Raw genomic sequence first — 20422 nt, 5'->3', positions numbered from 1 at the left:
TCATTAATCTAACCGCTTTAATTTATAGCCATGGCCGCGCAAGGTTTCGATAAAACCATAGCTATTATCTGGGTCGAGTTTTTTTCTTAAGCGCCTGATAAATACTTCAATAACATTTGAATCGAGATCGAAGTCTTGGTCATAAATATGTTCAGTCAGTGTTGCCTTTGAAGTCACTTCGTCAAGGTGAAGCATCATATACTCAAGCAACTTATATTCTGAACTACTTAACTTTATTGCCTTATTATCAACTTCAACCTGCAAGCTTTTGGTATTAAGACTTAACGGGCCATTCTTTATTAACGGACTTGCTTGCCCTGCAGAACGTCTGATCAATGCATTTAAGCGGGCGAGTAATTCTTCAGCTTGAAAAGGTTTGGTTAAATAATCATCGGCTCCAGCATCTAAGCCAGCCACTTTATCCTGCCAACTATCTCTTGCAGTTAACACCAAAATGGGAAAGTCGATATTTTTTTCACGCAGAGATCTAATCACACTGATACCGTCTATTATAGGTAAACCAACATCTATAATAGCAGCGTCGTATGGATATTCTTGCCCTTGAAATAAGCCTGTTTCGCCATCACTCGCCACATCGACTAGATAATGAGCGGCAGTTAAATGGGCATATAGGTTTTGCTGTAAAGCAATATCGTCTTCAATAAATAACAACCGCATAGTGATCACCCTCCATTAATTTTCCCTGTCTTAGCATCAACATAAATAGAAATGATATGACCATCAGTTTTAATTAATTTTACCCGATAACCCGACTTTTTATTCTCAACTTTTAACACTTTTCCACCAAAACGACTTTTAGCTAATTTTGCGGCATCTTTACTACTTTTCACTTTCAACTGTTGCTGATTATTTTTTTGCATATTACTTGCTGATACACCCGTTCCTTGAGCCATTGCATCAATAGAAAGTGTAGCGATAAAAAGAAAAACTAACGGTAAAGCAAATTTCATGGTTATTCCAAAGACAAAGTTAAAAGTGAGTCTAACTATACATAGCCATAGCTTATTTAAAATTATAAACCTTAGCAACTGAATATCAGCTGAACATTCCTTTAAAGCCGCTATATCGATTTTATAACGAGGGGTAACTAGAGTTCCCACTGATAAATCAACAGATATATCATAGCTTACCAGTGAACTACTCGGCACTAAAGTACCGAGTTTTCTCGACGGTACTGATAAAGTGTTCAGCTTACATTCATCTTTACTGCGCTTTAATAGCACCACTAAACAAAGCAGGTAGGATATATTATGTTAATAAATAATAAAGCAGCGAAGTCAGTTCGTGCGAATTCACTTAAAAAAATAATGTTATTGATAACCTTTAGCATATTACCTTTAACTTATGTCACTGCCAGCGAATTAAAGGTTTTACCCGCTAGTGTTTCTCAAGGAGCACTTAAACACAGTATCACTGAGTCACAGCGAAAAAAAATAATTGCAACGAATAAGCTAGCCGAGCTATCCGATCAAGTCAGCGGCAAAGCGAATACTCACATAAGAGGCTCTACACTTAATAATCAAGCAAAGAGCACTGCACAAGCAAAAAGTGGTGAAGCCACACAAAAAGTGAGTAACCACTATGATCAGAAGTTCACTATTTATAGTGCGGCGAGTTTTCTGCAAGAAGATTATGACAGAGATGGCTATTATCAAACTTTCAGTGTGACTTTTGATGCAGACGTATATAGCTATAGCGAAAATCACCTCGCCGAAGTGTATGCTTTACTCTATCTCAGTAAAAATGGTGGCCCTTGGCAGCACTATTTCACCACAGATAATTTTCTTATAGAAGGTGATACTGATGCCGATGAATACGAAGTAATTTCTACATTTATGTCGGGCTATGAAAGTGATCACTACGATGTGTTAATCGACTTATATCAAGTTGGTTATCAGGGGATCGCTGCGAGTTACAGTGCGGATGACAGTAACGCGTTATACGCACTGCCGTTAGAGAGTGCTGAGTATGACCAGGTTTATACTGAAGTCATAGAAGTAATAGAAGTAATAGAAGTCGTCGAGATCAGACAAACTCATGGCGGCAGTCTGTTTGGCTTATTATTGGTATTACTCAGTGGTCTACTTATGCGAGTAAAGCGCCATTAATCATTAGCCAGAAAAACAAAAAAGCCACAAACAAGTTTGTGGCTTTTTTAATGTCTATATTTCAACAAACTTTTAGCTCATCGAATGGCAGTACTTTAGCTTTTCAGGTCATCAAAAAACTTTTTAACGCCATCAAAGAAACCGGTCTCTTTAGGGCTATGCTTTATGGTGCTTTTACCCATCTTTTCGTCTAACTGACGCAGTAAATCTGCTTGATCGCCAGACAAGTTAACCGGTGTTTCTAGAACAACTTTACACATCAAGTCGCCTATTGAGTGGCTGCGTACTGATTTAACACCTTTACCACGTAAACGGAACATTTTACCCGTTTGCGTTTCTTTAGGTATTTTCAGCTTCACTTTACCTTCAAGTGTTGGTACTTCTATTTCGCCACCCAATGCTGCTGTGGTAAAGCTAATAGGCACTTCACAATAAAGGTTGTTTTCATCACGGACAAATATTTTATGATCACGTACATTTGCTTGTACATATAAATCACCTGCAGGTGCACCATGTTCACCAGCTTCACCTTCGCCTGACAAGCGAATTCTGTCACCTGTATCTACACCTGGCGGTATTTTCACTGAAAGTGTTTTGGTTTTTTCAACTCGGCCTTGACCGCGACATGAGGTACAAGGGCTAGCAATAACTTTACCTTTACCACTACATGTTGGACAAGTCTGTTGAACAGCAAACAAACCTTGACGCATTTGTACCTGGCCATGACCATGACAAGTTGTACAAGATTTTGCACTGGTACCTTTTTTAGCGCCAGAACCATCACAAGGCTCACAACTAACAAAAGTTGGTACTTTAATTTCTAAGGTTTTACCCCGAACAGCATCTTCAAGACTTAACTCTAGGTTGTAGCGAAGATCTGAACCTCGTTGTTGACGTTGCTGACGTCCGCCACCGCGGCCACCACCAAAAATATCACCAAAAATATCACCAAAATCTTGACCGAAGCCTCCGCCACCATGACCACCGCCACCGCCATGACCACCTTGTTCAAATGCAGCATGACCATATTGGTCAAACGCAGCACGCTTTTGGTCGTCATTTAGAATTTCATAAGCTTCTTTAACTTCTTTAAATAGCTCTTCTTTGTCTTTATCACCGGCATTACGGTCAGGATGAAGCTTCATCGCTAAACGTTTGTAGGCTTTTTTGATATCACGCTCAGACGCATCTTTTGATACTTCTAGCACTTCATAATAATCGCGTTTTGACATAGTGACTTCTTTTAACTGGTGTTGAAATTTTAGATATTAATTAAGTAAAATGACATTATAAATAGTTAGCTATTTTCAATGGCATTTTATAACGATTTTTAACGTAAGAAGCGCTGGTGTTTAAACCAGCGCTTATATATTTTCCGTTATTGAAGACTATTTGTCTTCTTTAACTTCTTCAAATTCAGCGTCAACAACATCGTCATCAGCTGGCGCAGCGCCGTCTGATTCAGGAGCGCCTTCTTGAGCACCGGCTTTCGCTTGAGCAATTTCCATTAACTTAGCTGATGCTTCGATAACGGCTTGAGATTTAGCTTCAATCGCTTCTTTATCATCGCCTTTGATCTCAGTTTCAAGTTCAGTTAATGCTGTTTCAATTTTTTCTTTGTCTTCGCTTGGTAAGTCATCGCCCGCTTCTACAATTTGCTTGCGAGTGGTATGAACTAGACCGTCAGCTTGGTTACGTGCTTTAACTAATTCTTCAAACTTAGCATCTTCATCAGCGTTAGCTTCTGCGTCACGTACCATTTGTTCTACTTCTTCATCAGATAAACCAGAAGAAGCTTTAATGGTAATCTTCTGTTCTTTACCTGTGTTCTTATCTTTAGCTGTTACGTGTAAAATACCATCAGCATCAATATCGAAAGTTACTTCAATCTGTGGTGTTCCACGTGGTGCTGCATCGATACCTTCAAGGTTAAATTGACCTAAAGATTTGTTTGCAGACGCTTGCTTACGCTCACCTTGAACAACATGAACCGTTACCGCAGCTTGATTATCGTCAGCTGTAGAAAAGGTTTGTGACTGTTTAGTTGGGATAGTGGTGTTTTTATCGATAACTTTCGTCATCACGCCGCCCATTGTTTCGATACCTAATGATAATGGCGTAACGTCTAATAAAAGTACGTCAGTTACATCACCAGAAAGAACACCTGCTTGTATTGCTGCACCAGCGGCAACGGCTTCATCAGGGTTAACATCTTTACGAGGTTCTTTACCGAAAAATTCTGTTACTGCTTTTTGTACCATTGGCATGCGTGACTGACCACCAACTAAGATAACATCATTGATATCACTTACTGATAAGTCTGCGTCTTTAAGCGCTTGTGCTAATGGTATTAACGTTGCTTTAACCATGTCTTCAACTAAAGACTCTAATTTAGCACGCGTTACTTTAATGTTCATGTGCTTAGGGCCGCTGCCGTCAGCTGTGATGTAAGGTAAGTTAACATCTGTTTGTTGTGCTGAAGAAAGTTCACATTTAGCTTTTTCTGCTGCTTCTTTCAAACGCTGCATTGCAAGAGGATCAGTCGTTAAATCCATACCTTGGTCTTTCTTAAATTCAGCAACAAGATAGTTGATTAAACGGTTATCAAAATCTTCACCACCTAAGTGAGTATCACCGTTAGTCGCTAATACTTCAAACGTGTGCTCGCCTTCAACTTCATCAATTTCAATAATTGAAATATCGAAAGTACCACCACCTAAGTCGTAAACAGCAATAACTTTATCGCCTTCTTGCTTGTCCATGCCGTAAGCAAGAGCAGCAGCAGTTGGCTCATTGATAATACGTTTAACTTCAAGACCAGCAATACGACCCGCATCTTTAGTTGCTTGGCGTTGTGAATCATTGAAGTAAGCAGGAACTGTGATTACTGCTTCTGTTACTGCTTCGCCTAAAAAGTCTTCAGCAGTTTTTTTCATTTTCTTTAAAACTTCAGCTGAAACTTGTGGTGGTGCAACGTTCTTATCACGTGTTGTAACCCAAGCATCGCCGTTGTCAGCTTTAACAATACCAAAAGGCATAATTTTAATATCACGCTGAACTTCTTCGTCTTCAAAGCGACGACCAATTAAACGCTTAATCGCGTATAATGTATTTTTTGGGTTTGTAACAGATTGGCGTTTAGCAGGTTGACCTACTAACGTTTCGCCATCTTCTGTGTATGCAATAATTGAAGGAGTTGTACGATCGCCTTCTGCATTTTCAATTACACGTGCTTTGCCGCCATCTAGTACAGCAACACAAGAGTTTGTTGTCCCTAGGTCAATACCGATTATTTTGCCCATCTTGAGGATCTCCGAATACTAATTAAAATAAAGCTTATTAAAATAAGATTTTTTAATAAACCTGTTGATGAAACAAATAGTGGGGGCAGTAAAATCCTTTTCAACTAATTTCCAAGAAAAAAAGTAAATTTATTTCATTATTTAGCTATTTGTGAAGATTTTTTTGTTGTTTCTCACCGATAGCGATAAAACACCCTAATAAAACTTATTTGCATGCTAAAAACAAAAAAGCGGTAAGAAGTTTTATAGAAACTTCTTACCGCTTTTTTTAATGATATTTTTTATGCTGTGGTATCAACTACCGGAGCAGATTTAGAAACCATTACCATCGCTGGACGAATTAAACGGCCATTGAGTTCATAACCTTTTTGCATCACAGCAATAACGGTATTTGGCGCAACGCCCGGAACTTCTTGCATAGACATCGCTTGATGCAATTCAGGATTAAAAGGTTGGTCTTGTGGATCAACACCTTTAACGCCAAATTTTTCTAACGAAGCAATTAAACCTTGTAGGGTTAATTCAAGACCTTCAATAATGCCGGTATTGTTTTCATCTTCTTTATCTATATTCTGCAAAGCACGTTCTAAATTGTCTACTGACACTAACATTTCAGCAGCAAATTTTTCTAAAGCAAATTTACGTGCTTTATCGACGTCTTGTGCGCTACGGCGGCGAATATTATCAACTTCTGCTTTAGCACGAACCACAGAATCTTTTTGATCTGCAATAGTGGTTTGCGCTGAAGAAAGGCTTAACTCAAGTTCGTTAATCTTTTCTTGCTCGGCACTAATCACTTCATGGGCATGAATATGTTGAACTTCGACTTGCTCTTCAGCTTGGTCGATAATTTCTTGCGCCATAATTTCTTCGGGCGTTAAAGCTTCTGTTGATGCTTCAGCTGTATTTTTGTTTTCTGTTGACTCATTAGTCATGAAAGCTCCAAAATAAACTAATAATATATTTAACAATATAAAGGTTATATAAATCTGATAACGGTAATTATGGGGACTTCTTGCTACGATTCAAGCTTAAATACAATTTAATTAAGTTTGTTGTTACTGAGCGCTTGTCAGCGTTTTGAGAACAAATATCATTTTTTTATATATAGTCATTCTATTTAAAAGCAATTACCTGCAGTTATTCCATCGCTTAAAAACGCTTAAAGTTCTATTTTAAAAGGCTTGCAGCCTACGTTATTAGTTTCGAATGAATAAGCATTCTCTTCAATTAATGCCTTAGCCCTAAATCTTTTAAATCTCGATGAAAGCGAAAAATTTAATCAAAATGGTAGTCAGTAAATGATTTATAAAAAAGTCAACTTTACAAGCCATGAAAATACAGCGAAACTATTATTAATCCTAAGATACAAACAACTTACTGCGTAGACATGAGCAAAATTTATAACACCATAGGTTTAATAGGCAAACCAAATCACGAAGGAGCCGGCGCAACAATAACAGCGCTCTATCAATTTCTTACCGGACAAGGTTATCAGGTATTAATTGAAAGCTCAGTTGCCCCATCAATCGATATCGATAATCTAACGATTAGTACCCTAGTAGAAATTGGTGAACAAGCTGACCTGGCTATAGTCGTGGGCGGTGATGGTTATATGTTAGGCGCCGCGAGGGTTTTATCATGTTTTGATATCGGTGTTATTGGTGTAAACAGAGGGAACTTAGGCTTTCTTACCGATTTATCGCCCGATGAATTAATTGAACCACTTGAGAAAATTTTACGTGGCGAGTCGCGCGCTGAGCAACGTTTTATTATTGAAGCAGAAGTTTATCGCCACGGAAAATTGAAAAGCTCTAACAGTGCGGTCAATGAAGCAGTGCTACACGCAGGAAAAGTAGCCAGCATGATTGAATTTGAAGTTTACATTGATGGTAGCTTTATGTTCAGCCAACGCTCTGATGGCTTAATCGTGTCAACACCTACTGGCTCAACCGCCTATTCAATGTCGGCAGGTGGTCCAATTTTAACACCCAATTTAAATGCCTTATCGTTAGTGCCAATGTTTCCACACACCCTAACCAGTAGACCCATAGTCGTCGACGGCAATAGTGAAATAAAACTATTACTCGCCAATGAGAACTATGAAAGCTTACAAGTAAGTTGTGATGGCCATGTTATTTTAGCGGTATTACCAGGTGATGAAGTTATTATCAGAAAAAGTGAATATACGCTGCGATTAGTTCATCCACTAGACCATGACTACTTTAATGTACTGCGAAGTAAATTAAGTTGGGGCAATAAGCTTTATTAATTTTTAACAAATTCAATCTGTTGAATTTTTATTCGATTAACACTTGCACAAAACCACTTTACTGTATAAATTAACAGTTATACATATTTATACAGTGAATTGGTTTCTCATGCTTTTACATCTTAATATTCAAAACTTCGCCATTGTGCGCACCCTAGATATAGATTGGCGCAAAGGTATGACAACCATCACCGGAGAAACAGGTGCGGGTAAATCGATAGCTATTGATGCCTTAGGTTTATGTTTAGGCGATAGAGCGCTCACTAATGTTGTAAGACCCAATACTAAAAAAGCAGAGTTAGCCGCAACCTTTGATATCAACAAAAACATTTCCGCACAAAAATGGCTTAAAAAAAATGGCCTATCCCTAACAGACGAACACGATGCTGAGTTAGATTGTGAATGTATTTTACGCCGAGTAATATCAGCTGAAGGACGCTCAAAGGCTTACATTAACGGTAGCCAAGTTCCGCTTGCCCAACTTAAAGATATCGCACAATTTTTAATAAGTATTCATGGCCAACACGATCACCAACTCATTGTTAAGCCGGCTCAACAGCGTAAAATACTTGATGAGTATGCCGATCATCAGCACTTATTAGACGACGTTCAATATTACTATCAGCAATGGCGAAATCTCAATACAGAACTAAAACAGTTACAAGAAAGTAAAGAGCAACGCGAAGCAAAACTGCAGTTATTACAATACCAAGTGACCGAGCTAGACGAATTTTCACTACAAACGGGTGAGTTTCAAATTCTAGAAAGTGATTACAAACGTCATAGTAACGGTCAGTCATTATTGACCGGCACTTTGAAAGCATTGCAAACTTTATCTGAAAACGAAAATCACAATATTTCAGACAGCCTAAGAAACAACTGCGAACAGTTGAATGATTTAGTTCATATGGATCCTAAGTTAGCAAATATTGCTAATACCTTGAGCGAAGCACTTATTCTTGTAGAAGATGCTAATGATGAACTAAAGCACTACTACGATAAGCTTGAACTCGATCCAGAAGCTTATCAAATGATTGAAGACCGCTACTCGCTCGCTATTCAACTTGCTAAAAAACATCAAGTAGCACCCGAGCATTTGCCAACGTTACACTTAGAGATAAAACAAGCCTTACATATCATAAATTCAGACGGTTCAAGACTAGATACAGCATACGTAGACATTGAAAAAGCTAAAGTACATTACCTACAATCTGCTCAGGCATTATCAACATCAAGAATAAAGTCGGCAAAAAAACTCAGTAAAAAAATCACGCTGAGCATGAAAGAGCTCAATATGAACAACGGCATATTTGACGTATCTGTACAGCAAGTTAATGTTGAAGCTTTATCGCCGTTTGGCCTTGATGAAATAAACTTTCTTATTAGCCTTAACCCAGGGCAAAAATTAGAAGCGATGAACAAAGTTGCTTCTGGTGGCGAATTATCACGTATTAGTTTAGCCATGCAGGTTATTTTAGCTGACAAGGTGATCACACCGACTTTAATATTTGATGAAGTTGATGTCGGTATTAGTGGCCCAACAGCGGCAATGGTCGGTAGCAAACTACAAGAATTAGCACAAAACACCCAAGTTATCTGTGTAACACATTTACCACAAGTCGCTTGCAAAGGGCATCAACAGTTATTTGTCAGTAAATTAACCGATGGCGAGTTTACAGAAACAAAAGTAACGGAACTAAGTGCTAATGGCAGAGTCCAAGAAATTGCTCGCTTATTAGCGGGAAATAAAATAACAGATAACAGCTTGGCTAATGCTCAAGAGTTACTTGCCGGTTAATAAATTAATTTTAGCGTTAAGTAAATAACCTGAGTTGAGGCACAAAGGTGCAAAATAAATTGAAAATAGTTTTGTATCTCTTCGCGGGCTTAGTTATCATCCCCATTCGAACTTATTAGGATAAATGAAAAAACATGTTATTTCGCATTTTAGCCATTACTATTGCCCTATCTCTTTCTGCCTGCTCAAGCTGGGTCTATCGTTTTGACATTCCTCAGGGAAACTTTTTAGAACAAAAAGATATCGACAAGCTTCAAATTGGCATGACTAAAGAACAAGTAAAATTTGTACTTGGTAGCCCTGTTGTTAACGATGCATTTGGCAATGATACATTGCACTATGTTTACTTATTAAAATCAGGTCGAAGTGAAGAGTTTAACGTTAAGAAGAAATTTATCCTCTATTTTGATAATGAATTATTAGCCAGCGCAGAAGGTGACTTTGTCTTAGGTGACAACTTTTACGTTCCTATGGTTAACTAATAAATATTTTAGTCCCATAAAAAAACGGCCTTAATAGCCGTTTTTTTTACTTTAAATTTTGCGATTTTTTTAGCTTGCTTTATTTCGACGCGGGTCAACACGACCACCGGTAACTTTATCGGCACGCCCTTCATCTTTTGCTTTTTCAGCTCGGCGCTTTCTAACCTCTTTTGGGTCAGCAATTAAAGGTCGATATATTTCAATACGATCTAAATCTCGTAAAGTATCTGTTAACTTAGCGGCTCGATTCCAAATACCAACATTATTTACGGTTAAGTCTATTTCTTCAAAAACAGATAAAATACCTGAAGCGATAATACCTTGCTCTAACAAGGTGCCTTCATCGACTAAAAGCGTTAATAGCTCTTGTCTATCAGGTAGTCCATAAACAACTTCAATTTGTATTTTACGTTGAGCAAGTTCTTGCTCTATCTCTATGCTATCAACCATTAGAATGATAAACCTCTTTAGCTCTTTGTGTAAAAGCTTGTACCATATTATTGGTCAAACTTGTAAAAACACGGCCAAATGCCAAATCGAATACTTTACTCGAAAACTCATACTCTAAATGCAAACTAATCTTACAAGCTTCTTCAGATAATTCAGTCAGTTGCCAGTAACCCGTTAGCTTTTTAAAAGGACCGTCAACTAAATCGAGTTGCACTTTATTATTACCAATCAAGGTATTCTTGGTGGTAAACCATTTTTTTAGAACCCCCTTCGAAACCATCAAAGCAGCTGTAACTTCATTACCTTGCTGAGAAATTATCTTACTGTCACCACAATTGGGAATAAATTGAGGATAAGCAACAATATCATTAATTAATTGATACATTTGGTCAACGCTATACATCACTAAAGCGCTGCGACTAATTACGGGCATTTATTTTCCTCAACTTTAAAGGGTAATGATAACAAAGCCGTGAGCAAAAGGCATTAAACAGAAAAATTGAAATTAATCATTCAAATATCAATAATTCTCCGTATAATGTTTGCGATTGCTATTTTTGATGGCAAACAAAATGGAAATATAATGGCACAGAAAAAAAAATCAAACAGCAATACTATTGCGTTAAACAAAAAAGCTCGTCATAACTATTCTTTAACTGATAAGTTTGAAGGTGGGATGAGCCTGCAGGGTTGGGAAATTAAAAGTATCCGTAGCGGAAAAGTTAATATTTCTGATTGTTATGTACACGTAAAAAACGGTGAAGCTTATTTATTGGGTGCTGAAATAATGCCGCTCAATGCTGCTTCTAGTCACGTAGTATGCGAACCTAATCGTGACCGCAAGTTACTGTTGAATCGACGTGAATTAGAGAAAATAACCGCAGCTGTAGAGCGTGATGGTTATTCATTAATTGCCACGGCGATGTATTGGAAAGCAAATTGGGTCAAACTCGAATTTTATTTGGGTAAAGGTAAGAAAGACCATGATAAGCGTTCTGATATCAAAGACAGAGAATGGGCTGTTGATAAAGGCCGATTAATGAAAAATAAGAATTTAGATCGATAACAAGTTAACAATTAACACGTTGTTTATTTAAAAGAAGCGCTGTACAATGCGCTTTATAGACTGAATAAGTTTATAATTAAGATGAAAAAACTTTGGGGCGGATCTAGGATTCGACAAGATTCATGAAACCCGAGGTGCATGCCCAGGGGCGGTTTGCCTGGTAAAAAGCCGCAAAACTATAATTGCAAACGACGATACGTTCGCACTAGCCGCTTAGGCTAGCCATCGCCTCAAAAATTCTCCTATTGTTTAGAGGATCGATGGTCACCCCAAATAGGATAGCGAGGGAAGCACGCTTAAGGCTGAACCGCGAAATAGTATTAAGCTCACCATGACGAAGCCTGTCGATTGGCGTCTAATTGGTTAAACAAATAATCGACTAAGCATGTAGTACCAAGGATGTAGGCTTTTTGGACGGGGGTTCGATTCCCCCCCGCTCCACCAAATAAAGACCTTTTTAATCCATTAGTTATACCTAGTAACTTTTAGATTTGGCGATAAACAAACCACCGTTTATGATAAGAAACCGCTTAATTGCGGTTTTTTTATGTCTAAAATCTCCTCCCCCTAGATTTTAGCTTTCATAACTTCCCATTATAAAAACTCAAGAAGAATCATTTGATACAGCTTTCATAACTTGGACATCCATTATAAAAATTTAAGAAAATTATTGGATACAAACATATAAATGCTGCCAGAAGTTATACGCAAACCTATCGAGTAGTTGAATAAAACTTATAATATTATTGAAAAAGTCTACATATGATGGGAATTACTGTTTATGGGGATTTAAAACACACTTAACGATAGACGGTTGAGCCCATAGTTTATTACATATTATTTCACAAAATAACTATGCTAATAGTTTTTCGCAGCATGTCAGATTTTGTCGTCGTTTAAATTCATGGTGTTCATAATAAGCCGTTAACGAATCCCTATTGCCTATAGCGCCATGAAACAAGCGTCTAAAATCTTTTGTGAGTGTTAACCAGTTGTCGGTGTTGATATGTAAACGTCGTAATAATTTTGGCTTGCTTTGAACAATATAATCTTTTTTACTTTCTTTTATACAACGCCCTGTTAGTTTGACTAATTGCAGGTAATCCGTTAATTCAAAAGGTAGGCCTTTAGGCATATTAGCTTTGGGATCACCTACAAAAGGCATCAGGTTTTTGGGTTGCTTACCCTTTATAGCTTCGATGGCACGCTTTTTTACACTTGTGTATAGTGAACTCTCTGGCGCATCTGCCATACCGGCTCTAACAGGGTTTAAATCAACATAGGCCATGCAGGCTAAAATCGCTGATTCATCGAGTAAAGCTTGTGACTTAAAGCGCCCTTCCCAAAACCGGCCGGTGCAATTATCTTCTTGATTGGCTTGTCTCGCAATACGCTCATTAAGAACACGCATAAACCAACTTATATCCATTAATCGACTGCGATAGCAGGCTACCGTATTTTTTAATGTTGGAAGTAAGTATTCGGCAATCAATTCACCACGGCAATATTGTTGCGTTAAAAAAGTGCCTTTAAATATTTTATGCCAACGCTGTAATACTTCTTCTGTCGACCATGATTCAGCCCTTAGCTCATCAATAAACAGCACTAAGTGACTATGATTACTCATAACCGCATAAGCACATACATCAATAGCGAAAACTTGACTTAAACTAAGTAACTTATCTTCAATCCAGCCTCTGCGGTGCTCAAAACTCTTACCTGTGAGTTTATCTTCACCGCAAAGAAAAGCTCGGCGAACACAGCGAGAAATGCAGTGGTAATATGGGGTATCAACTAAACTAATCAGTTTTTTTCTGGCAGTAGTCATAAAGAAAATCCTTTTACTTTGACTCTTTTAGTAAGCCTAGTAGAGGGAATGCTATCTTTCAAATTAACTATGGGTGTCCTGGTTAATCCTGCTTAATCGTGCTGGATTGTCTCTTCCGAAATGGGTGCATCCTACTGGCTCACTTAGAAAATTTGAGCCTCTTCCTTTTGGTAATTGACAAACTGCTTGTATGCCGCAACAAAAAACCCAGTGAATGTTATCTGTTCAGCTATGTCTGATGAGCCGTCATGCTTTAGCAGTTCATCCACTACAATAACCCAGCATTGAAATAGGTCCCACACATCAGTCATGTCGGTGGGTTGCCAAGAAGGGGTCTTTAGTGTGTCGCTCGTAATCCTATCAAACTCAAAGGCGGTATCAATAATTAAATCAATTGCGCGCAAGGCTTCCGTCGAGTTGAAAAAAGCCATTACATCGTCTCTGTGAGATGATGATATAGATTCTATAGGTGTTACGTGTATTTTTTTTGGTAATGAATTCCTGATGTTTTTAGACACCACTTCTATTTTTTGCACTGCTTCTGTGAACCGTGTTATATGCTCTGTATTTGCACTCAAAGAGCCTTTCGATAGGAGGTCAGGGTAGAGAGCGTCATGGGCAGCACGGGTGTTTACGAACAATAATTTCACCTCGGGAGCTGTCATTTCCGCAATAAACCTATCCAAGTGCAGGAAATAATTCGCAAACCTATTCTGCGACGACTGCAAATCCGCCATCATCAAAGTTTGTGCCGACCGATGACTTGCTATCATGACCGCTCCCAGTGGGAATGCGAGTGATGCTATAACTAGCGGAACCTTGAAGTGGGTGTAGGCGATTCCAATATTCACACTATTCCATACAGCCAATGACAAGTCATCTAAGTAAAAAATTATAACCATTAATATCACACAGACAACCAAAGGTGTCATGGTTGCGAACCAAAACATCGGGAGTGAAAGTAGGTGTTTATTTTTATCTCGGGTCATATTGCCACCATAATGACTGAGTGGACTGTCAATCCGAACGCAACCATAATCATTATCAAGGGTAGGAAAAATGTGATTGTGGATGGGTATCTTGTTGCTACCGCTATCTTGAGTCTGAATATGGTTAGCTTGTTCTTTAAGGGGGGCTTCTGGGCTCCTGCGAACGTCACTTGATACTCGCCGTCAATGCCCGCCCTTCGGGCTATACCGCTAAGTCTGTTGGCGGGGATGTCCGGCCACTTCGCAGGAAAAGCCAATGACTTTATTATCAGGCTTTGAATGTCGCTAAACTTCCTTGGTAGGTGTTCCCATTCAGAGTCAACCACTCCCCTAAACCCACCCCAAGCACCAAGTGCGAAATACCTATAAGTCCACCATGCCATCATCATCATCCATAAGACGTATAGTAGTCGCTCTGGGTTGTTGAACTTGACATCACTCAGTGGTAATTTAATTGCATCTCCAGTTACAGGAAGGTAACCACCCGCAAAGAAGAATACTATTATCATGAATGACATTACTGTTATGTTTCTGCGTATTGCTTCTAATGTGCTTGCGCTAAGGTCTTGTGTCATAAGAAATTACCAATTTGCTCGATTATCTCTCGAATTACCTGACCAATGGCTTGGTTGGTAGCCATGTCCATTATCTTGGATTTTACTGATGACTTACTGTCTGGGTTGACCTTGACTTCGCATTTTTCGATAAAGCTCGGTGCTGTCTCGGTGATTTCGACCGATGGTGAGCTGGATAGTGTTATGATTGCATCGTGTGCCGTGTAGTTAATGTTACCCGTTTTTCCGACAACAACTATGTGACCACTTTGCTCATCAAGAGCTTCGATTATCCATTGTTTCGTTAATTCTTTATCTGTTGCCGAGTTTAGTATTGCCCTAATCTCATTTTTGATTTTATCTGTGCTATCCATTTCATCATCATCGTTATCAATACTCGTGACCAAATCGTATCACTTGCATAATCAAAGCTCCAAACTATTCATTTAAACAGTCACTTATTAATATTCCGACAGTTAACTATGACAATCCTGCCAATGTAGCTCTAGCACTATTCCGACAATTAATTGTGATAATCCTGCTAGCCATCCCCAATCACTAAAAATAACAGTATAACGCACAAAAACAGTGACTTACAATAACAATCCGGACACCCATTATAAAGATTCAAGAGGAATTATCGAATAGAAACATTTAAAGCTTTCACAAGTTTCACTCAAACCTATCGAGTAGTTGAATAAAACTTATAATATTATTGAAAAAGTCTACATATGACGGGAATTACTGTTTATGGGGATTTAAAGCACACTTAACGATAGACGTTTTGAGCCCATAGTTTATTACATATTATTTCACAAAATAACTATGCTAAAAAATAACTATGCTAATAGTTTTTCGCAGCATGTCAGATTTTGTCGTCGTTTAAATTCATGGTGTTCATAATAAGCCGTTAACGAATCCCTATTGTCTATAACCTATAGCGCCATGAAACAAGCGCCTAAAATCTTTTAGCGGCTTTTTATATATCAAAGCACTTATAACGTTTCTTTGGCTTTATTCGCTGTCCAGACACCGGGCTCTGTTTTGCCTTGTATTTCGACATCATCAAGTAAAAAAGTAGGCTTACCATTTTCTTTGAGTTTCTCGCGAAAGTCTTTAGTTAAATTCAATACGGTTGGGGTCAGTAAAATAATGGCGTAGATATTCACCAACGTCATTAATCCTAGTGCCATATCTGCTAATCCCCACACTTCTTTCAACGAAGCCGTTGCTCCCCAAAACACCATAAATAAATAAATGCTGGTATAAAAGAGTCGCCCTACTTTATTGTCTAGTTTAAATAAATGTAAATTACTCTCTGCATAAGCATAATTAGCAACCACAGAGGTGAAAGCGAATAAGGTAATCGCGGCGGCAACAAAATAGTTTCCACCACTACCAAAATGGCTCGTCATCGCATCTTGTGTCATTCGAATACCTTCCATTTCGCCACTGATATTAATATCTGACAACAAAATAACTACTGCTGTGCAACTACAAAGCACCATGGTATCTAAGAAAACCCCTAGCATTTGTACATAACCTTGAGCAACAGGATGATTAGGAACAGGTGAAGCGCCTGCGGCTGCATGAGGCACACTACCTGCTCCAGCCTCATTTGAATATAAGCCTCGTTGAATGCCATTCTTAATAGCTGCACCTAAAGCGCCGGCACCCGCTTCATTTAAACCAAAAGCTGAATAAAATATATCGACAAACATTGATGGTAAAAGTTGAATGTTCATCAAGGTAATAACGACCGCTGTCCCGACAAAGGCTAACCCCATAAAAGGTACAATAAGTTCGGCAAATCGAGCAATACTGCGCATACCACCTACAACGATACTGCCGGCGAGTACCGCAATAACTACGCCTGAATATTCACGAGGGATGGTAAAAGTATTGTTTAATGCATCTGCGATGGTGTTGGCTTGCATTGCACTAAAAGTAAGACCGTAGCCTAAAAAGAGACAAAGCGAAAAAAGAATAGCCAGCCAAGGTTTGTTGAGTCCGGCCCGAATATAATAAGCGGGGCCGCCCCTGAATTCTTTATGTTCATCTCGCACTTTATATAACTGGCCAAGAACACTTTCAGCAAAGCCGGTCGCCATACCCAATAATGCAATGACCCACATCCAAAATACCGCGCCACTGCCACCCAGCGAAATAGCCATGGCAACACCCGCTAAATTCCCCGTACCAACTCGCGCTGAAAGCCCCGTACATAAAGCTTGAAAAGAACTAATACCTGACTTGTCAGATTGCGTACTGCCTTTCATCACCGTAAACATATATTTGAATTGCAGTATCTGTATCCAGCGAAGTTTGAACGAAAACCAAAATCCGGCAAAAAGTAACAAGTAAATTAATATTTGGCCTTGGCCCCAAAGGATATTGTTGATAGCGCTTACAATCTCATTAACCATTTACTTGCCTTGTTTACTCTTTAATTTTCAGTATAGTACGATACTTTTTTAAATTATATGCTTAATTTTTTTGACTCAATCGTTAATCAATAAATTATCTTTTTGACAAGTGAACCCCTGCCAACATGCAACGTACTGAGCCACCAGCCATTTCAATGGCAGAGACATTCAGAGGAACCAATTTCACTGTTTCTTCTAGCAAGGTTATTTGCTGTGGTGTTAATGCGTTATAGGCAGTTAACGAAAGCGCAAGTATGCGCCCTGAAGTCCCTTGCAATTCGAGTGCATTACCGCAAAATTGATTGATTTGCTGCTCGGTTAAATAAATAATTTTTTTACCTGCATTTTCAAAGCGCTTAATAATTTCATCTCGGCGTTTAGGGTTGGTCATCATTTCAAAGCCGGCCATGACAAAATCACTGCCAATACACATTAATACATTGGTATGGTAAACACGAGTGCCCTTCTTGTCTTGAGCATCGAAAACCATAGGTTCAAAATTAAAGTGAGCGCAAAAGCGTTCAAGGACATGTGAATCGGTTCTTTTTGAACTAACCGCATAAGCAATGCGTTCAATATGGTCTAGCACCATAGCACCAGTACCCTCTAAGTAAATATCATCATATTCTAATCCAGAATAATCAAAAACGACTTGCACACGATATTGTTGTTTAAGCATGGCGATAATGTCTGTGCGGCGTTCCTTGCGGCGATTTCTTGCATACATAGGGTAAATTGCGACTTGACCACCACTATGTGTTGAAAACCAATTATTAGGAAATACTGAATCGGGTGTTTCAAGTCCTTCATCTTCAAAGAGGTGAACAACAACCCCTTCTGCTGCAAGTATGGTTGCTGCGCTAGTTACTTGATCAAAAGCGAGGGCTTTAATTTGGTCTTGGTTTACAAGCTCTGTTGACTGAAAGCTATTGTCTTGCTTTGTTTCTTCGTTAGGAAAAAAGTGATGTGGGCGGATCATCACGACCGCATTTGGTGCTTGTGGAAATACTGGCATAATTTCTCTCTGTTACCTTGTATTTTATGCTTTATCATAATTTCTCTCTTGGCAGATAAAGCAGAGCGCTATACAAAGCTGTTATTTAACTGAACCCTATACTATCTGCTGAAGGTGCTAATCAAAATGGCAATATGTTGCAATTATTGAGTAAATATTTATCATATTGTTTAGTTTTATTATCAAAATGATAATTTGGAGCCGAGTATGACCGAGAACAAGAACCTGAAGAAGCGGGTATTTCTTTACGATGCTATTGATAAAGATCTCATTGCTATTTTACGCCTTGATGCTAGGGCCTCTATTTCTAAGTTGGCAAAATCACTCCACGTCTCGCGTGGCACAGTACAAAATAGAATGGATCGACTGATTAATTCTGGCGCTATTTTGGGATTCACGATTCGAGCTCATGATGAGTTAGAGACTGAAGTCGTTAAAGCTATAATGATGATAGAAGTTGTCGGTAGGTCGACCACACAAGTGATTAATAAACTGCGTGGTATTGCCCAACTTGATAAGATTCACACAACTAACGGTACTTGGGATTTAGTGGCTGAGGTTAAAACATCAAATTTACTCGAGTTTGACCACGTACTGCGAGATGTTAGAACGATAGAAGGAGTGCTTAACAGTGAGACCAGTATTCTTTTAAGCTCAGTTTAACCATTTTCAATTCATCTAGGATATTTATGGGTAATTACACTCAAACGCCCTCTTTGTTAAAGCTGATGGCTTTAATTGCTGCTTATAAGATAACTTTCGCTTTTATCTCTGATAAAACACAATACTAGCGTTAATAACGATAGTATTTTTCAAGCAGTTTATGGATAATATCTCACTTTTAAAGAAATGCTCAATGTGGCATTTTAAGCTGAGCTTTTCCTATGCATGAAATTAGTGGTCGATGGCAACTGGGGTTATTTTTATCCCTTACTACGGCAATATTATGGGGCGTTTTACCGATTGCGCTCAAAGAGCTATTGCAATATATGGACGTAAATACCATTACTTGGTTTCGTTTTCTTATTGCGGCCGTATTTTTGGGCGGATACTTAGTTATCACCAAACGCTTACCTTCATTATCATCACTTAAGAACAATAGAGTCATGGTGTTAATGATACTTACCGTCTTTGGTTTATTAGCAAACTACATTCTCTATATGATGGGCTTGGCCTTAACATCACCAGAAAGCACACAGGTCATGATTCAAATAGCACCGATGTTATTACTTATTGGTGGTGTTTGTGTTTTTAAAGAGTCGTTTAATACCAAACAAAAAGTGGGCTTGTTAACCTTTATCTTAGGACTGGTATTATTTTTTAATCAGCGATTTGAACAATTATTTAGTTTTCAAGGTAACTATGCTCTTGGCCTTTTCTTTATTATTCTTGCGGCAATTCTTTGGGCTATTTATGCCTTAGCACAAAAGCAACTGTTGAAAAACTTTGCCTCTGAAGAAATTATGATACTGATTTATTTAGCGGGAACCTTGGTATTTTTACCGTTGTCGGCTCCGTCTTTAGTGTTTGAACTAGATACTATAGGCTGGTTACTGTTGATTTTTTGTGGGGCAAATACGCTTTTGGCTTATGGCGCTTTTGCAGAAGCTCTTGAACATTGGGAAGCGTCTCGTGTTAGCGCAACGTTAGCCATAACGCCATTATTGACCTTAATTTTTATGCAGATCATTAATTATATTTCTCCAGGAGCGATTACAAACGAACCACTCAATACTACCAGTATTGTCGGTGCAGTGATCTTAGTTATTGGTTCTGGTGTTACGGCGTTAAGTAAAAATAAAACCAAAATAGTATTAACCTAATGGCTTAGATGTCGGCAAGCAAACCGACTCTTTGAAGCCATTAATTATAGATATTTACCTGATAGCCCAGTCATTAACTATCAGTTTTTAACCTTTACTAACTAAATAAAACTGCCCGTATCGGGCAGTTTTAAATTCAACAATCTCCAACAACGTCTTAAAACAACCTAGCTATATCGTATCGATTAAGTACTATAACTACAGGTTTTAAAGGCTATTGTCAGTGAACTATTTGACAATAAACGACCGATATTGCAACCGAAACGATTCAACTGTCTATTTTTATTT

General features: G+C 38.5%; 20 protein-coding genes and 1 other RNA gene. 8 read left to right on the top strand and 13 right to left on the bottom strand.

Annotated features, from left to right (window positions below; translation table 11 throughout):
• Positions 1-3: 3 nt before the first annotated feature.
• Both H4J76_RS14040 and H4J76_RS14035 read right to left on the bottom strand, forming a co-directional pair.
• Positions 4-678: a response regulator transcription factor gene (locus H4J76_RS14040; protein ID WP_070374303.1), complete on the bottom strand. Its 675-nt coding sequence runs from the start codon at positions 676-678 to the stop codon at positions 4-6.
• Positions 679-683: 5 nt separating this feature from the next.
• Positions 684-971, bottom strand: a complete 288-nt coding sequence (locus H4J76_RS14035; RefSeq protein WP_182214025.1) for a PepSY domain-containing protein — start codon at positions 969-971, stop codon at positions 684-686.
• A gap of 300 nt (positions 972-1271) precedes the next feature.
• On the opposite strand from H4J76_RS14035, the gene H4J76_RS14030 reads away from it, so the two are divergent.
• Positions 1272-2129, top strand: coding sequence for a choice-of-anchor H family protein (locus H4J76_RS14030; RefSeq protein WP_182230833.1), 858 nt, complete (start codon positions 1272-1274; stop codon positions 2127-2129).
• Between the two features lie 95 nt (positions 2130-2224).
• On the opposite strand, the gene dnaJ is transcribed toward H4J76_RS14030, so the two are convergent.
• The 3 genes from dnaJ to grpE all read right to left on the bottom strand — a co-directional run bounded on the left by dnaJ (position 2225) and on the right by grpE (position 6366).
• Positions 2225-3361: a molecular chaperone DnaJ gene (dnaJ, locus tag H4J76_RS14025; RefSeq protein WP_070374306.1), complete on the bottom strand. Its 1137-nt coding sequence runs from the start codon at positions 3359-3361 to the stop codon at positions 2225-2227.
• Positions 3362-3517: 156 nt separating this feature from the next.
• Complete coding sequence (dnaK, locus tag H4J76_RS14020) at positions 3518-5431, bottom strand: molecular chaperone DnaK (RefSeq protein ID WP_070374307.1); 1914 nt, start codon at positions 5429-5431, stop codon at positions 3518-3520.
• A 281-nt stretch (positions 5432-5712) separates the two neighbouring features.
• Positions 5713-6366: a nucleotide exchange factor GrpE gene (gene grpE, locus H4J76_RS14015; protein ID WP_182175999.1), complete on the bottom strand. Its 654-nt coding sequence runs from the start codon at positions 6364-6366 to the stop codon at positions 5713-5715.
• 455 nt (positions 6367-6821) lie between these two features.
• Here grpE and nadK point away from each other — a divergent pair, with 455 nt between their 5' ends.
• The 3 genes from nadK (at position 6822) to H4J76_RS14000 (ending at position 9983) form a co-directional block, all read left to right on the top strand.
• The gene (gene nadK, locus H4J76_RS14010) at positions 6822-7703 is read left to right on the top strand and encodes an NAD(+) kinase (RefSeq protein ID WP_070374309.1); all 882 of its coding nucleotides are present in this window, start codon (positions 6822-6824) and stop codon (positions 7701-7703) included.
• Between the two features lie 109 nt (positions 7704-7812).
• The gene (gene recN, locus H4J76_RS14005) at positions 7813-9501 is read left to right on the top strand and encodes a DNA repair protein RecN (protein WP_182230832.1); all 1689 of its coding nucleotides are present in this window, start codon (positions 7813-7815) and stop codon (positions 9499-9501) included.
• A 134-nt stretch (positions 9502-9635) separates the two neighbouring features.
• Positions 9636-9983 carry an outer membrane protein assembly factor BamE gene (locus H4J76_RS14000; RefSeq protein ID WP_070374311.1) on the top strand — a complete coding sequence of 116 codons (348 nt, stop codon included), beginning with the start codon at positions 9636-9638 and terminating at the stop codon, positions 9981-9983.
• A 69-nt stretch (positions 9984-10052) separates the two neighbouring features.
• On the opposite strand, the gene H4J76_RS13995 is transcribed toward H4J76_RS14000, so the two are convergent.
• Positions 10053-10433 (bottom strand): RnfH family protein, encoded by a 381-nt coding sequence (locus H4J76_RS13995; RefSeq protein WP_070374313.1) that lies wholly within the window; start codon positions 10431-10433, stop codon positions 10053-10055.
• Positions 10426-10866, bottom strand: coding sequence for an SRPBCC family protein (locus H4J76_RS13990; RefSeq protein ID WP_070374314.1), 441 nt, complete (start codon positions 10864-10866; stop codon positions 10426-10428). Before H4J76_RS13990 ends, H4J76_RS13995 begins: the two co-directional genes overlap by 8 nt.
• Before the next feature lie 150 nt (positions 10867-11016).
• On the opposite strand from H4J76_RS13990, the gene smpB reads away from it, so the two are divergent.
• On the top strand, positions 11017-11499 hold the full coding sequence (gene smpB / locus H4J76_RS13985) for an SsrA-binding protein SmpB (protein ID WP_070377008.1): 483 nt from the start codon (positions 11017-11019) through the stop codon (positions 11497-11499).
• A gap of 94 nt (positions 11500-11593) precedes the next feature.
• Positions 11594-11943, top strand: a transfer-messenger RNA (tmRNA) gene (gene ssrA, locus H4J76_RS13980).
• Between the two features lie 409 nt (positions 11944-12352).
• On the opposite strand, the gene H4J76_RS13975 is transcribed toward ssrA, so the two are convergent.
• The 6 genes from H4J76_RS13975 to ctlX form a co-directional block, all read right to left on the bottom strand.
• Entirely contained in the window at positions 12353-13327 is a 975-nt protein-coding gene (locus H4J76_RS13975; RefSeq protein WP_182214058.1) for a transposase, read from the bottom strand.
• 143 nt (positions 13328-13470) lie between these two features.
• Positions 13471-14316 carry a hypothetical protein gene (locus H4J76_RS13970; protein ID WP_182230831.1) on the bottom strand — a complete coding sequence of 282 codons (846 nt, stop codon included), beginning with the start codon at positions 14314-14316 and terminating at the stop codon, positions 13471-13473.
• Positions 14313-14891 (bottom strand): hypothetical protein, encoded by a 579-nt coding sequence (locus H4J76_RS13965; protein WP_182230830.1) that lies wholly within the window; start codon positions 14889-14891, stop codon positions 14313-14315. The genes H4J76_RS13970 and H4J76_RS13965 overlap by 4 nt, the downstream gene beginning before the upstream one ends.
• On the bottom strand, positions 14888-15277 hold the full coding sequence (locus H4J76_RS13960; protein ID WP_182230829.1) for a hypothetical protein: 390 nt from the start codon (positions 15275-15277) through the stop codon (positions 14888-14890). The genes H4J76_RS13965 and H4J76_RS13960 overlap by 4 nt, the downstream gene beginning before the upstream one ends.
• Before the next feature lie 588 nt (positions 15278-15865).
• Positions 15866-17296, bottom strand: coding sequence for a sodium:alanine symporter family protein (locus H4J76_RS13955; protein WP_182214064.1), 1431 nt, complete (start codon positions 17294-17296; stop codon positions 15866-15868).
• Positions 17297-17390: 94 nt separating this feature from the next.
• Positions 17391-18311 carry a citrulline utilization hydrolase CtlX gene (gene ctlX, locus H4J76_RS13950; protein WP_182214066.1) on the bottom strand — a complete coding sequence of 307 codons (921 nt, stop codon included), beginning with the start codon at positions 18309-18311 and terminating at the stop codon, positions 17391-17393.
• 207 nt (positions 18312-18518) lie between these two features.
• Here ctlX and H4J76_RS13945 point away from each other — a divergent pair, with 207 nt between their 5' ends.
• Positions 18519-18974: an Lrp/AsnC family transcriptional regulator gene (locus tag H4J76_RS13945; protein WP_182230828.1), complete on the top strand. Its 456-nt coding sequence runs from the start codon at positions 18519-18521 to the stop codon at positions 18972-18974.
• Between the two features lie 221 nt (positions 18975-19195).
• A complete protein-coding gene (locus H4J76_RS13940) occupies positions 19196-20134 on the top strand; it encodes a DMT family transporter (protein ID WP_182230827.1) in 939 nt (312 codons plus the stop codon).
• The last annotated feature ends 288 nt before the right edge of the window (positions 20135-20422 follow it).

Origin of the sequence: Colwellia sp. BRX9-1, assembly GCF_014077195.1 — a bacterium.
GTDB lineage: Bacteria > Pseudomonadota > Gammaproteobacteria > Enterobacterales > Alteromonadaceae > Colwellia_A.
The sequence above is the reverse complement of the archived record's forward strand: the minus strand, read 5'-3'. Positions and strand labels throughout refer to the sequence as shown.